A 14,567-nucleotide genomic window follows, 5' to 3' on the forward strand; every position below is an offset into this window, starting at 1 on the left:
GAACAATCCATGACCCACTCTTCGTCCCTGCCTTCGATCCAGTCCACGTCCATGGCCCCGTTCGATACCGGTCCCCTGTCCTGGGTGATCGGCGAGATCCGCGACGCCCTCGAGCGTTCGGCCAAGGCGCTGCAGGATGCGGCGGGACGCAGTGCGGAGGCCCAGCCGACCCTGCTGCTGCACGCCAAGACCCACCTGCACCAGGCCCACGGCGCGCTGCAGATGGTGGACGTCGAGGGCGTCGACCGCATCACCGTCGCCGCCGAGAAGGCGCTCGACCGCTTCAAGGACGGGGCGCTGGCGGTGAACGACGAACACGCGGTGGTGGTGGCGCAGGCCTACCAGGCGCTGGTGGAATACCTGGAAGAGCTGCTGGCCGGCGCCGGCACCAGCCGCCAGCAGCCGGTGCGCCTGTTCCCCTATTACCGCGCGCTGCAGGAACTGCTGGGCGCCGAACGCGTGCATCCGGGCGAGATGCTGGCGCTGGACTCGGGCGCGGCCCTGCCGGCACCAATCGGCGCTGCGGAGTCGCCCGACCTGGCGGCCTGCCGCGCGCGTTTCGAGAAGGCGCTGCTGCCTTTCCTGAAGAGCGGCAGCCTGGACGCCGCCGCCGACATGCGCGAGGCCCTGGCGCCGATCGCGGGCGCCCAGCGCGAAACGCGTCCCTACGCCTTCTGGCTGGCGATGCAGACCGTCGCCGACCTGGCCGCCCGCGGCCAGCTGACCGCCGACATCTATCTGAAGCAGCTGCTCGGCCAGATCAACCTGCAGCTGCGGCGCCTGGTGCAAGGCCACACCAGCCTGCCGGAAGCGATGCTGCGCGACGCCCTGTTTTTCATCGCCCAGGCGGCGGAGCCGAGCCAGGATGCACATCGGCTGCGCGACGCCTACGGCCTGGAGGGCCAGGTGCCGCGCGATTACATGGAGCGCCGCTACGGGCGCATCGACCGCGAAGCGCTGAAGGATGCGAAAGAGGCGCTGGCCCATACCAAGGAAGGCTGGGACCGCATCGCCAGCGAGGGCGCGTCCGGGCAGGAAGCCGGTTTCGACGCTGCCCTGTCCAGGCTGGCCGGCGCCAGCGAAAAGCTGGGCGCACCTCCGCTGGCACAGCTGCTGCGCGAACTGGGCCAGGCCGCGCGCCAGGCCATGGCCGGCGGGCGCAGCGACCAGTTCAGCATGGAGATGGCGGCGGCGATGCTGTTCGTCGAGCACGGACTCGACCAGGTGCGCCAGCTGCCCGAGGATTTCGGCCAGCACGCCGACGCCGTCGGCCAGCGCCTGCTGGCGCTGGCCCAGGGCCGGACCCCGCCCGAAGCGCCGGTCTGGCAGGGCGAACTGGCGCGCGAACTGCAGCAGGGCCAGACCGTGGCCGTGCTGGCGGGCGAGATCCGCACCGGCCTGCGCCAGGTCGAGAAGCTGATCGACGAATACTACGAAGACCCGGCCCGCGTGGCTGCACTGGAGCAGGCCGACCCGCTGCTGCACCAGCTGGCCGGCGCCTTGTCCATCCTCGACCAGGAGCAGGCCACCCTGACCGTCGGCCACGTACGCGAACGCGTGCGCGAGCTGGCCGCCGGCGGCATCGATGACGCCGCCCGCAAGCGGGTCCTGGAAAACCTGGCCCAGAACGTGGGCGCGCTCGGCTTCTTCATCGACGCGCTGGCCCAGAATCCCGAGAGCGCGCGCCGGCGCTTCCGCTTCGACGCCGGCGAGCAGCTGTTCCGCGAACAGCCTTTCGATGCGGTGGCGGAGCAGGGCACGCCGGTTGCCGACGCCGCCGTTGCGGCCGAAACGCCGGCGCCCGCCGCGCCCGAACCGGCGGCCCCCGCGGGCACGGCGCAGGCCGACGCGGCCGTCGAAGCCGAACTGCTGGAGATCTTCATCGGCGAAGCCCAGGAAGTGCTGGCCGTGGTGGCCGAGACGCTGCCGGCCGCGCACGCCGATCCGGACAGCCAGGAAACCCTGACCCGCCTGCGCCGCGCCTTCCACACCCTGAAGGGCAGCGGCCGCATGGTGGGCCTGGAGCAGTTCGCGCATGCCGCCGCCGCCATCGAAAAAACCATGAACCTGTGGCTGGCCGAATCGCGCGCCGCCACGCCGGACCTGCTGGCGCTGCTGGATCATGCGCATGCCGAGCTGTCCGCCTGGGTGGCCGAGCTGGCCGCGGGGGCCCAGCCTGCGCGCAGCGGCGAGCCGCTGGCCGAGGCCGCGGCGCGGGTGCAGGAGGGCGGGACCTTCGCGCTGGAAGAGGCCGCCGCGCGGCCGCCGAACGTGGTCGCTTTCCCGCTGGCCGAAGAGAACATCAAGCGCATCGCCGGGCTCGAGATCCCGCTGCCGCTGTATAACATCTACCTGGGCGAGACCGAGGAATTGATCGGTACGCTGGCGCGCGACTTTGCCCAGTGGCGCGAAGAGCCGCTGCGCGCGGTGTCGGCGCAGGCCTTGAAGGCTGCGCACACGCTGGGCGGCACCTCGGCCACGGTCGGCTTCCATGCGCTGCGCGAGATCGCCTTCGCGCTGGAAGAGGCGCTGCAGGTGGTGACGCCGCCGCTGGACGAAGAGCAGTTCCAGCTGATCGAGGAAACCGTGGAGCGCGTGCGCATCATGCGCCAGGTGTTCTCGCTGGGCGAACTGGCGCCGCCGCAGCCGGAACTGCTGGCGCGCCTGGAACTCATGCGCGACGAACTCGGACGCAAGAAGGCCGACAGCGTGTTCGACGGCGCCGACGAGGAGCTGGCGCAGCGCCTGGACGCGCTGTTCGCCGCCACCTACGACAGCATCCTGGCCGATCCGCCGCTGCCGGCCGGCCCGCTGCCGGTGCCGCAGTCCGACATGCCGGCGCCCGCGCCGCAGGCGGCCGAGCCGCCGCCGGTCGACCCGGCCGTGGCCGCCGTCGACGACCTGTTCGACAGCTATTTCGACGACCCGTTTGCCGCGCCCAGCCTGGAGCAGGCCGTGGCGCCTGCGCCCGAGCCGATTACGGACAAGCCGGTGCCGGTGCCGGAACCCGAACCGGCGCCGGAGCAGCAGCAGCCCGATCCCGAGCCGGCATCCGACAACGCCGTCCTCGACGACGAATTCCTGGCCGCCGTACCCGAACTCGAAGCCATCGCCTTCGATGCCGAGGCCGAGGAGGCCGCGCCGGAGCCGGTGCTGGCCACCGAGCCCGTCTTCACCGACGAGCTCGACCCGGACCTGCTGCCGGTCTTCATGGAAGAGGCATCCGACCTGCTGCCGCAGATCGGCAAGGACCTGCGCCAGTGGCAGCAGGACCCGGCCGCCAACGCGGTGGCGCACGGCCTGCTGCGCGCCCTGCACACGGTGAAGGGCAGCGCCCGCATGGCCGGCGCGATGCGCCTGGGCCAGCACACGCATGCGCTGGAAACCCAGATCGAGAACATGCTGCACGCCGGCACCACCAGCCCGGCGGCCTTCGACGAACTGCTGGCCAACTACGACCAGGCCGTGCTGCTGTTCGAACAGCTGCAGCAGCCGGCGGCCGAGGCGAAGCCTGCCGAAACCCCGGCAGCCGCGCAGGCGCCGGCCGCCGCGCCGCTTCAGGACCGCCGCCAGGAACGCCGGCAGGACGACGTGCGCACGCCGCTGGTGCGGGTGCGCGCCGACATCCTCGACCGCCTGGTCAACCAGGCCGGCGAAGTGTCGATCACGCGCTCCAAGCTGGAGACCCAGGTCGGCTCGCTGAAGTCGGCGCTGGCCGATTTTTCGGACAATCTGGGGCGCCTGCGCCGCCAGCTGCGCGAGGTCGAGATGCAGGCCGAGTCGCAGATCGCGTCGCGGCTGTCGATCGCCGGCGAGCGCGAGTTCGATCCGCTCGAATTCGACCGCTTCACGCGCCTGCAGGAACTGACCCGCATGATGGCCGAGAGCGTCAACGACGTGGCCTCCTTCCACGAAGGCCTGAGCCGCACGGTGGATGCCGCCGTCGACGACCTGGGCGCGCAGTCGCGCCTGACGCGCGAGCTGCAGCGCGACCTGATGCGGGTGCGGATGGTGCCTTTCGCCAGCCTGTCCGAGCGCCTGTTCCGGGTCGCGCGCCAGACCGCGAAGGAGACCGACAAGCGCGTCAACCTGGACATCCGCGGCGCTGCGGTCGAGATCGACCGCAGCGTGCTGGAAAGGATGGCGGCGCCCTTCGAACACCTGCTGCGCAACGCCATCGTGCACGGCATCGAGCCGCGCGCGCGCCGCGTCGAGGGCGGCAAGGAAGAAACCGGCGAGCTGCTGGTGCAGGTCAGCCAGCAGGGCAACGAGGTGCAGATCCGCTTCGCCGACGACGGCGCCGGCCTGGACCTGGCGCGCATCCGCGCCAAGGCCGAATCCAGCGGCCTGCTCGGCGCCGGCGAGGCGCTGTCCGATCACGAGGTGGCGGACCTGGTCTTCGAGCCGGGCTTCTCGACCGCGGACACGCTGACGGAACTGGCCGGCCGCGGGGTCGGCATGGACGTGGTGCGTTCCGAAGCGCGCGCCCTGGGCGGCCGGGTCGAGGTCGACAGCGAGGCCGGGAAGGGCGCCGCCTTCACCATCCACCTGCCGCTGACCCTGGCAGTCAACCAGGTCGTGCTGGTGGCCAGCGGCGCCAGGACCCATGCGCTGCCGGCCAACCTGGTCGGCCAGGTTCTGCAGGTGCGCGAGGCCGAGCTGCATGCGGCGCGCGCGGCCGGCGCCATCCAGGTGCAGGGCGAGGCGGTGCCGCTGCGGCACCTGGCGGAGCTGCTGAACGAGCCGGGCGGCGCTACCGCACAGCGTTCCGTGCCGGTGCTGGTGCTGGGCGCCGGTGCCCACCGCCTGGCGCTGCAGGTCGACGAAGTGCTGGGCAACCGCGAGGTGGTGATCAAGAACGTCGGTCCGCAGCTGGCGCGCATGCCGGGCATCGCCGGCGCCACCGTGCTGGGTTCGGGCGAGATCGTGCTGATCCTGAACCCGCTGCTGCTGCCCGACCACGGGCTGGACCACGCCTACGCGCAGCCGGAGACGGCGGCGCTGCCGGCGCACCGCGCCACCATCATGGTGGTCGACGATTCGCTGACCGTGCGCCGCGTGACCCAGCGCCTGCTGGAGCGCGAAGGCTACCGCGTGCTGCTGGCCAAGGACGGCGTCGAGGCGCTCGAACAGCTGCAGGCGCCGGACACCCGCCCCGACCTGATGCTGGTCGATATCGAGATGCCGCGCATGGACGGCTTCGACCTGACCCGCAACGTGCGCGGCAACGACGCCACGCAGGCCATCCCGATCATCATGATCACCTCGCGCACGGCCGACAAGCACCGCAACTATGCGCTCGGCCTGGGTGTGAATGCCTACTTCGGCAAGCCTTTCCAGGAAGACGTGCTGCTGGCCGCGATCGAGGGCCTGCTGGCGTAGGGTGGGCACGCTGTGCCCACGATGAGCAGGCATGGCGCGAACCCGTGGGCACAGTGTGCCCACCCTACGTTTTCAGGACTCCGAAGCGTGCCAAGGTACGCTCGCGCGCCTGTTCATGGTCGACGATGGGATGCGGGTAATCGCGTCCCAGTACCAGCCCGGCTTGCTCCAGCAGCGCCGGCTTGGCCAGCCAGGGCGCGTGGATGGCCGTCCTGTCGAGTCCCGCCAGCTGGGGCAGCCAGCGGCGGATGAAGGCGCCGTCCGGATCGAAGCGCTTCGATTGCGTGACCGGATTGAAGATGCGGAACCAGGGCTGGGCATCGCAGCCGGTCGATGCCGCCCATTGCCAGCCGCCGTTGTTGGACGCCAGCTCGTAGTCGTTCAGGCGCTGCGCGAAATAGCGCTCGCCGTGTACCCATGAAATGCCGAGGTCCTTGGTCAGGAAGCTGGCCGTCACCATGCGCAGGCGGTTGTGCATGAAGCCGCTGCGGTTCAGCTGCGCCATCGCCGCATCCACCAGCGGATAGCCGGTGCGGCCCTCGCACCAGGCGGCGAAGGCGGCGTCGGCTTCAGGACCTTGTTCCCAGCGCAGCCTGTCGAAGGCCGCCTTGAAGGAATGCGTCACCACGCGCGGATGGCGCTGCAGGATCGCCATGTAGAACTCGCGCCAGATCAGCTCCGACAGCCAGGTGCCGGCACCAATGCCGCTCCGTTCCCGCAGCAGGCGCACCAGGGCGCGGACCGGCAGGGTGCCGAAGCGCAGGTGCACCGACAGGCGCGAGGTGCTGTCGAGGGCGGGGAAGTCGCGCTCGGCATGGTAGCCATCGATGCGGTCAAGGAAGGCATCCAGCAGCGCTTGGGCCCCGGACATGCCGGTCGGGACGATGGGGTCGGCATGCGGCGCGAAGCCGAGCTCGTCCAGGGTGGGCAGGGCATGTCCCGCGGGGACGGGTGCGAGTAGACCGGCCCAGGGCGCGGTCTCCCAGGCATCGGCCGCTTCCGGATGGGCGGCCAGCCGTTTTAGCCAGGCATTCTTGTACGGCGTGAAGACCGAGAAGGCGCCGCCGGCCTGGGTCAGCACCTCGTCCTGCTCGAAGATCACCTGGTCCTTGAAGGTCTGCAGGCTGCGGCCGGCTTCGCGCAGGCGCTGCTGGACCTCGGCGTCGCGCGCCAGCGCCTGCGGTTCGTGGTCGCGGTTGGCGAATACCGATTCCACGTCCAGCTCGGCGGCCAGGCGGACGATCTCGTCTGCGGCGCGCCCCTGTCGCACGATCAGGTAAGCTCCCCATGCACGCAGGCGGGCGTCGAGTTCGCCCAGGCTGGCATGGATGAACTGCACGCGGCGGTCGTCGCGCGGCAGGCCGGCCAGGATGTCGCTGTCGAACACGAAGGCACAATACACACGATCCGACGATCTCAGCGCATGGTGCAGCGCAGCATGATCCTCGACCCGCAGGTCGCGCCGGAACCAGACCAGGGAGTTTCTTAGAGTCATCTTTGTGTGCGCAGTCAAGGTAAAGGGCAATTTTACTGTCTACCATTCTTTCGACCTGGAGGGGCGTCCGAACGTGCCTTCATGGCCGCGTAAGCAAATGGGTGTAAACTAGCGAAAAACCCAAGCTTAGCGTGTGGACCACCAGCGGTCGGAGAGAGTGAGCCAACAGAGAGTATGAGTATGAAGAAAAGTAAGGTCGGCAAGCCTCTAACCATGCCCGGGATGCCCCAGGAGGCTCCCGAGAGCCTGATGCAACCGGTTTCGGTCCAGTCCGAGCTGAACCTGGCTAATCATTTCCTGATCGCCATGCCGTCGATGAATGACCCGATTTTCGGCGGCACGGTCGTGTATATCTGCGAACACAACGACAAGGGTGTGCTCGGCGTCGTCATCAACAAGCCGACCGACATGACCATGGACGTGCTGTTCGACCGCATCGACCTCAAGGTCACCGACACCCTGCGCCCCAACGTGGTCGACGAACCCATCATGTTCGGCGGCCCGGTGCAGGACGACCGCGGCTTCGTGCTGCATTCGCCGGGCGGCCGTTATTCGTCCTCGCTCAGTGTCACCGACGATGTCGCCTTCACCACCTCGATCGACGTGCTGGAAGCCGTCGCCAACGGTACCGGGCCGCAGCGCATGCTGGTCTCGATCGGTTATGCCGGCTGGAGCCCGGGCCAGCTGGAAGAGGAAATCGCCCGCAACGGCTGGCTCACCGTGGGCGCCGACGCCCGCGTGCTGTTCGACCTGCCGATCGAGGAGCGCTACGTCGCCGCCATCAAGCTGCTGGGCATCGACCCGCTGATGCTCGCATCGGAAGCCGGCCATGCATAAAGGGATCCGGAAGGGGATCGCGTCCCTGTAATGGTAGAGATCGTTTTCGGATTCGACTTCGGCGTGAAGCGGATCGGCATCGCGATGGGCAACACGCTGACCGGACAGGCACAGCCCTTGTCCGTCATCAAGGCCATCGACAACGCAAGCCGTTTCAAGGTTATCGGCGAACTCATCGAGCAATGGAAGCCGGCGCTTCTCGTCGTCGGCGAGCCGCGCCATCCCGACGGCGCCGAACACGAGATGACCCTGCGTTCGCGCCGCTTCGCCAACCAGCTGCACGGCCGTTTCAACCTGCCCGTCGAGCTGGTCGACGAACGCTACTCGTCGGCCGTGATCCCCGCCAAGCGCGGCGAGATCATCGACGCCAAGGCCGCCGCCATCATTTTGCAACAATACTTTGACGATCATGCCAACAACTATTGAAACACCGGACTTCGATGCGGAGGCCCTGTACCGGACCCTGCTCGAGCAGGTGCGCGCCGGGCTTGCCGGCCTGCCCGATGCCGCCATCGTCGGCATCCATTCGGGCGGCGCCTGGCTGGCCGAACGGCTCGCCGCCGACCTCGGCCTGGAAAACCGCCTGGGCTTCATCGACGTCTCGTTCTACCGCGACGACTATGCGAAGAAGGGCCTGCACCCGGACGTGAAGCCGACCCGCATCGACTTCAATGTCGACGGCGCGGCCATCGTGCTGGTCGACGACGTCCTGTACACCGGCCGCACGGTGCGTGCCGCGATCAACGTGCTGTTCGACTACGGCCGCCCGCAGCGCATCATGCTGGCGGCACTGGCCGACCGTGGCGGCCGCGAGCTGCCGGTCGCCGCCGATTTCGTCGGCGCCCACGCCACGCTCCAAGCCGGCCAGTCGCTGTCCCTGTCGCGCGACGCCGCCGGCCAACTCTCGCTCACGATCGAAGACGACAATGCATAACCCGCAACTCAACAAGAACGGCGAGCTGCAGCACCTTCTCACCATCGAAGGCCTGCCCAAGTCCATCATCAACCACATCCTCGATACCGCATCGAGCTTCGTGAGCATCTCCGACCGCGAGGTCAAGAAGGTGCCTCTGATGCGCGGCAAGAGCGTGTTCAACCTGTTCTTCGAGAACTCGACCCGCACCCGCACCACCTTCGAGATCGCCTCGAAGCGCCTGTCGGCCGACGTCATCAACCTGAACATCGCGGCTTCCTCGACCAGCAAGGGCGAGTCCCTGCTCGACACCATCGACAACCTGGCGGCCATGCACGCCGACATGTTCGTGGTGCGCCACTCGCAGTCCGGCGCGCCCTACCTGATCGCCAAGCACCTGAACGACACCAGGCAAAACCACGTGCACGTGGTGAACGCCGGCGACGGGCGCCATGCGCATCCGACCCAGGGCCTGCTCGACATGTACACCATCCGCCACTATAAAAAGGACTTCACCAACCTGCGGGTGGCGATCGTCGGCGACATCCTGCACAGCCGGGTGGCGCGTTCGGACATCCATGCGCTGACCACGCTGGGCGTGCCGGAAGTGCGCGCCATCGGCCCGTACACCCTGCTGCCGGGCGGCCTGGAACAGATGGGCGTGCGGGTCTTCACCAACATCGAAGAGGGCCTGAAGGACGTCGACGTGATCATCATGCTGCGGCTGCAGAACGAGCGCATGTCGGGCGCGCTGCTGCCCTCGGCCGGCGAATACTTCAAGAGCTACGGCCTGACCCCGGAACGCCTGGCGCTGGCCGCACCTGGCGCGATCGTGATGCACCCTGGACCGATGAACCGCGGCGTCGAGATCGACTCCGCGGTGGCGGACGGCTCGCAGGCGGTGATCCTGCCGCAGGTGACGTTTGGCATCGCCACGCGCATGGCGGTGATGAGCATTCTGGCAGGTACTCACGGATGAACTCGGGCATGAAACTACATATCAAGAACGGCCGGGTGATCGACCCGGCAAACGGCATCGACGCCGTGCAGGACCTCTTCATCGCCGACGGCAGGATCGCCGCCGTGGGCAGCGCGCCGGCAGGCTTCGCCGCCGAGCGCACCATCGACGCCGGCGGCCTGGTGGTCGCGCCCGGCCTGGTGGACCTGTCCGCGCGCCTGCGCGAGCCGGGCTACGAATACAAGGCGACCTTGGAATCGGAGATGCAGGCGGCGGTGCAGGGCGGCGTGACCACCCTGGTCTGCCCGCCGGACACCGACCCGGTGCTCGACGAGCCGGGCCTGGTCGAGATGCTCAAGCACCGCGCGCGCATCCTGAACCAGGCCAATGTGCATCCGCTCGGCGCGCTGACCGTCGGCCTGAAGGGCAAGGCCCTGACCGAGATGGCCGAGCTGACCGAGGCCGGTTGCATCGGCTTCGCCCAGGCCGAGGAGCCGATCGAGGACACCACGGTGCTGCTGCGCGCCCTGCAGTACGCCAAGACCTTCGGCTACACGGTCTGGCTGCGTCCGCAGGATCCGCACATCGGCCGCGGCGGCATCGCCCACGCCGGCCCGCTGGCCTCGCGCATGGGCCTGTCCGGCGTGCCGGTGATGTCCGAGACCATCGCCCTGCATACCATCTTCGAACTGATGCGCGCGACCGGCGCGCGCGTGCACCTGTGCCGCATCTCGTCCGCCGCCGCGCTGGAGCTGATCCGCGCAGCCAAGAAGGAAGGCCTGCCGGTCAGCTGCGACGTCGGCGTACACCACCTGCACATGACCGATGCCGACATCGGCTTCTTCGACCCGAACGCGCGCCTGACCCCGCCGCTGCGCAGCCAGCGCGACCGCGAGGCGATCCGCGCCGCAGTCCTGGACGGCACCGTTGATGCCGTCTGCTCCGACCACACCCCGGTCGACGACGACGAAAAGCTGCTGCCCTTCGCCGAAGCCTCGCCCGGCGCCACCGGCCTCGAGCTGCTGCTGTCGCTGATGTTGAAGTGGGCCGAAGAGCAGCACGGCCAGGCCGATGCGCTGCCCCAGGCGATCCGCAAGATCACCGCCGACCCGGCGCGCACGGCCGGCCTGTCGGCGGGTACGCTGTCGGTCGGCGCCAGCGCCGACGTGGTGCTGTTCGATCCGCAGGCACGCTGGCTGGTGGCGCCGTCGGCGCTGGCCAGCCAGGGCAAGCACACGCCTTTCCTCGGCTACGAGCTCTCCGGCCAGGTCAAGGCGACCGTCGTTGCCGGCCACCTCGCCTGGGAGCGTTGAACAGCGTCGCCACGGTGTGAAGATCCGTCTCGCGTGGCGCCTCGCGCGCCTCGTCCTCCACCTCCTGCAAGGCCTGCTTACCTGCGCGCTGGTCTTCCCCTGGGCCGGCGCGCCGCTGCGCGAGCGCCTGGTGCGGCGCTGGTCGGCGCGCCTGCTGGGCATCTGCCGGGTGGAGCTCGAGCGCGGCTCAGGAGGCAGGCCGCTGCAGCACGCCCTGATCGTGTCGAACCACATTTCCTGGCTCGACATCTTCGTCATCAATTCCCTGCACCCCTGCCGCTTCGTGGCCAAGGCCGAGATCCGCGCCTGGCCGGTGGTCGGCTGGCTGGTCGCGCAGGCCGGCACCGTGTTCATCGCGCGCGGCAACCGGCGCGACCTGCGCCACATCTTCAAGGGACTGGTGGACGCCCTGGCCCAGCACCAGCGGGTCGCCTTCTTCCCGGAAGGGACCACGGCCAGCCAGGGCAGCCTGCTGCCTTTCCACGCCAACCTGTTCGAAGCGGCGATCGACGCCCGGGTCCCGGTGCAGCCGGTGGCGCTGTCCTACCTCGACGCGGGAGGCGACTGGCATCCGGCCGTGGACTACACCGGCGAGACCACGTTCGTGGACAGCATCTTGCGCATCCTGGGTGGCGAGCCGGTGCGGGCGCGGCTGGCTTGCCTGGCGCCGATCGAGACGCAGGGCGCGCACCGGCGCGAGCTGGCGCGGGCGGCGCATGGGGCGATTGGGGCAGCGTTGGGCGTGAGTGCGCAAGATACGGCGCATTAAGGCCCGCACCACCTGACCGTCGTCCCCGCGAAGGCGGGGATCCAAGTTTGCATGCGTTTCGACAGCTCAAGCAGAACTTGGGGCGAGGCGCAGACTCGCGCCTTCGCGGGGACGACGTATCAAGAGCCTACTTCTTCCCGCTGTGCTCCCGATACTCCGGACAATCCACCTGCAGCAAAGTCCGATCATCCAGACAAACCGCAGTCAGCTTCCCACCCCACACGCAACCGCTGTCCAGGCCCACCAGATTCGGACGCAGCACCAGGCCCAGCGCCGACCAGTGGCCGAACACCACGGTGACGTCGGCGGTGTGGCGGCCAGGTACGTCGAACCAGGGCAGCAGGCTCGAGCCTTCCGGCCCCTTGTCGCTTTCCTTGTGCTGGAAGTCCATGCGGCCGTCCGGCCAGCACAGGCGCATGCGGGTGAGGGCGTTGACGATGCAGCGCAGGCGGTCGATGCCGGTCAGCGCGTCGTCCCAGCGGTCCGGTTCGTTGCCGTACATTTGCGCCAGGAAATCGGCCCAGCCGTCGCCGCGCAGCACCGCCTCGACCTCGGCCGCCAGCCGCATGGTCTGCTCCGCGCTCCATTGCGGCGGCACGCCCGCATGCACGAGCAGGTGCGCATCGACGAACATCGCCAGCGGGCGCCGGCGCAGCCAGGCGATCAGTTCGTCGCGGTCGGGCGCGGCCAGGATCTCGTCGAGGGTGTCCGAGCGGCTGGTCTTCTGCACCCCGGCCGCCACCGCCAGCAGGTGCAGGTCGTGGTTGCCGAGCAGGGCCTCGACCCGGCCGCCGCTGGTTTCGGACAGCGCCTTCATGCGCCGCAGCGCGGTCAGCGATGCCGGACCACGGTTGATCAGGTCGCCGACGAACAGGACGCGCGCTTCCTCCATCGAGTGCGCATCGGCGGCAATTCGTTCCAGCAGCAGGCCGGCTTCATGGGCGCACCCCTGCAGGTCGCCAATCACATAAGTTTTCATCATGAAGCCATACTAAAGTATTTGGACGAATTGATGCAGGGCCCTCATGAGTTCATTTCTAAATGTAACTAGTCGACCGCTGCCCGGCGGTGCCGGGGAAAATACCGATCTCCGTCAATCGGAACCGGCCATGTGCGCGTAAACTGCCCGGTTTCGGGACGCTTCGCTTAATCCAGTACAATGGCGTTTTGCCGCAGTCTGCATCGAATATGTGCAATGAAGCGGAAGCCGGCAAAATATTCGGGCCCGATGCGCGGCTTGTATGCGGATCGCCTGGTCGGCTATTGCATTTGAAGAATAATAAATGTTTTCATTCCTTGTGAGCTTTGTCTCCTCTGCACTGCTGACCCTGCTGGTCATCAAGCATTCGAAATTGCATGGACCTGCGCTCGACAACAATTTCAGCGGCGTCCAGAAGGTCCATTTGCACGATGTGGCGAGGATCGGCGGCCTGCCGATTTTCCTGGCGGTTGCCATCAGCGCCGGCATTTCGGTATGGCGCCAGCCCTCCCTCGGTTATTGGCTGCTGGCGCTGCTGGTGTGCTCCTCGATCGCCTTCGCCGGCGGAATCGTCGAAGACTATACCGGCAAGGTGAGGGCGTCGCGGCGCCTGGTATTAACCATGATCGCGGCCCTGTTCGGCTATCTGGTACTGGACGCGAAAATCGCGCGGCTGGATATGCCGTTCATGAGCTGGAGCCTGCTCTCGCCATGGATCGTGCTGCCGCTGACGGTGCTGGCGGTGGCCGGGATCGCGAATGCGGTGAATATCATCGACGGCTTCAACGGATTGGCCAGCGTGGTCACGATATTCATGCTGGTATCGCTGGCCTACGTCGCCATGCAGGTGGGCGACATGTTCATCGTGGTGGCGGCGCTGACGGTGGCCGGCGCGACCGCCGGCTTCCTCATCTGGAATTATCCGGTCGGCCTGATTTTCCTTGGCGACGGCGGCGCTTACTTCATCGGATTCATGCTGGGCGAACTGGCCCTGCTGCTGGTGATGCGCAATCCCTCGGTGTCGACCTGGTATGCGGCATTACTGTTGATTTATCCGGCTTTCGAAACCCTGTTCTCTGCTTATAGACGCATGTTTGTACGGGGCAAATCTCCCGCAATGCCGGATGGTATTCATCTGCATAGCCTGATTTTCCGGCGCATCGTTCAATGGACTGTCGGTCGCAAGGAGGCGCGCGCACTCATGAAAAGGAATGCCCGTACTTCGCCTTACCTGTGGCTGTTTTCATTGACTGCGGTTATTCCGGCAACCGTGTTCTGGCGGAATACAGGCGCCCTGATATTCTTCTGTTTGTTGTTCATTATCAGTTACGTTTGGTTGTACGCGCGTATTGTTCGATTCAAGTCCCCGCGTTGGCTGATTTGGAACAAAAAGAACTAACAGATTATTGCAAATGGTGTATATTGCGACAATTGGTGAGATTTCGATAAAATCTGTTTCAACTTAACATTGATAAAGGAACGATGATGGATCTGTCTAATATGTCCTTGGGCGATTTGCGTAACCTGCAGGAGCAGATCAAGCAGGAAATGAAACAGCGTGAGCAGCAGGAAGTACAAAAAGCCCGCGAACAGATCATTGCGATCGCGCAAAGCGTTGGCGTTCCCCTGAAAGACCTGATCGCCACCGCCGGCCGCAGCGCCAAGGCCGGTGCCAAATCGGGTACGGGCTCGGTCGCCGTTCGTTATCGTAATCCGGACAATGAATCCCAGCAGTGGACCGGCCGTGGCCGTCAGCCGAAATGGGTGAAGGAATGGGTCGAAGGCGGTAAATCGCTGGACAAGCTGCGCGTCTGATCTGAATCCCGCGCTCGCCGCCGCCTGATCCGCGGCGGCGGATTTCCGGTATCGATTCCGATTGCCGATCATTTCTGCCGTATCCCCGCATTACCCCCGCTTTACA

The 14,567-nt window shown here is 67.2% G+C and carries 11 protein-coding genes; 9 read left to right on the forward strand and 2 right to left on the reverse strand.

The genetic code is table 11. The features are described 5' to 3' along the window. The first annotated feature begins 9 nt into the window (after window positions 1-9). Window positions 10-5,382, forward strand: a complete 5,373-nt coding sequence (locus AC1DOQ_RS23445) for a hybrid sensor histidine kinase/response regulator (protein ID WP_477369661.1) — start codon at window positions 10-12, stop codon at window positions 5,380-5,382. A 64-nt stretch (window positions 5,383-5,446) separates the two neighbouring features. Here AC1DOQ_RS23445 and AC1DOQ_RS23450 read toward each other — a convergent pair whose 3' ends face one another. Next, the gene (locus tag AC1DOQ_RS23450) at window positions 5,447-6,877 is read right to left on the reverse strand and encodes a cryptochrome/photolyase family protein (RefSeq protein ID WP_477369663.1); all 1,431 of its coding nucleotides are present in this window, start codon (window positions 6,875-6,877) and stop codon (window positions 5,447-5,449) included. A gap of 222 nt (window positions 6,878-7,099) precedes the next feature. On the opposite strand from AC1DOQ_RS23450, the gene AC1DOQ_RS23455 reads away from it, so the two are divergent. The 6 genes from AC1DOQ_RS23455 to AC1DOQ_RS23480 are packed head-to-tail and all read left to right on the forward strand — an operon-like array spanning window position 7,100 to window position 11,667. Next, a complete protein-coding gene (locus AC1DOQ_RS23455; protein ID WP_477369753.1) occupies window positions 7,100-7,714 on the forward strand; it encodes a YqgE/AlgH family protein in 615 nt (204 codons plus the stop codon). A 30-nt stretch (window positions 7,715-7,744) separates the two neighbouring features. After that, window positions 7,745-8,140 carry a Holliday junction resolvase RuvX gene (ruvX, locus tag AC1DOQ_RS23460; RefSeq protein ID WP_477369665.1) on the forward strand — a complete coding sequence of 132 codons (396 nt, stop codon included), beginning with the start codon at window positions 7,745-7,747 and terminating at the stop codon, window positions 8,138-8,140. Beyond that, window positions 8,124-8,648, forward strand: a complete 525-nt coding sequence (pyrR, locus tag AC1DOQ_RS23465) for a bifunctional pyr operon transcriptional regulator/uracil phosphoribosyltransferase PyrR (protein WP_477369667.1) — start codon at window positions 8,124-8,126, stop codon at window positions 8,646-8,648. Before ruvX ends, pyrR begins: the two co-directional genes overlap by 17 nt. Further along, complete coding sequence (locus AC1DOQ_RS23470) at window positions 8,641-9,606, forward strand: aspartate carbamoyltransferase catalytic subunit (protein ID WP_477369669.1); 966 nt, start codon at window positions 8,641-8,643, stop codon at window positions 9,604-9,606. Before pyrR ends, AC1DOQ_RS23470 begins: the two co-directional genes overlap by 8 nt. An 8-nt stretch (window positions 9,607-9,614) precedes the next feature. Next, window positions 9,615-10,898 carry a dihydroorotase gene (locus tag AC1DOQ_RS23475; RefSeq protein ID WP_477369671.1) on the forward strand — a complete coding sequence of 428 codons (1,284 nt, stop codon included), beginning with the start codon at window positions 9,615-9,617 and terminating at the stop codon, window positions 10,896-10,898. Between the two features lie 16 nt (window positions 10,899-10,914). Continuing rightward, a complete protein-coding gene (locus AC1DOQ_RS23480; protein WP_477369673.1) occupies window positions 10,915-11,667 on the forward strand; it encodes a lysophospholipid acyltransferase family protein in 753 nt (250 codons plus the stop codon). Window positions 11,668-11,794: 127 nt separating this feature from the next. On the opposite strand, the gene AC1DOQ_RS23485 is transcribed toward AC1DOQ_RS23480, so the two are convergent. Next, complete coding sequence (locus AC1DOQ_RS23485; RefSeq protein WP_477369756.1) at window positions 11,795-12,646, reverse strand: symmetrical bis(5'-nucleosyl)-tetraphosphatase; 852 nt, start codon at window positions 12,644-12,646, stop codon at window positions 11,795-11,797. A gap of 304 nt (window positions 12,647-12,950) precedes the next feature. Between AC1DOQ_RS23485 and AC1DOQ_RS23490 the strand changes: the two genes are divergently transcribed. Together AC1DOQ_RS23490 and AC1DOQ_RS23495 are read left to right on the forward strand one after the other, a co-directional pair. Then, a complete protein-coding gene (locus tag AC1DOQ_RS23490) occupies window positions 12,951-14,045 on the forward strand; it encodes an MraY family glycosyltransferase (protein WP_477369675.1) in 1,095 nt (364 codons plus the stop codon). Between the two features lie 86 nt (window positions 14,046-14,131). Further along, window positions 14,132-14,461 carry an H-NS histone family protein gene (locus tag AC1DOQ_RS23495; protein ID WP_477369677.1) on the forward strand — a complete coding sequence of 110 codons (330 nt, stop codon included), beginning with the start codon at window positions 14,132-14,134 and terminating at the stop codon, window positions 14,459-14,461. The last annotated feature ends 106 nt before the right edge of the window (window positions 14,462-14,567 follow it).

This window comes from Massilia sp. 01N417 (genome assembly GCF_056399645.1).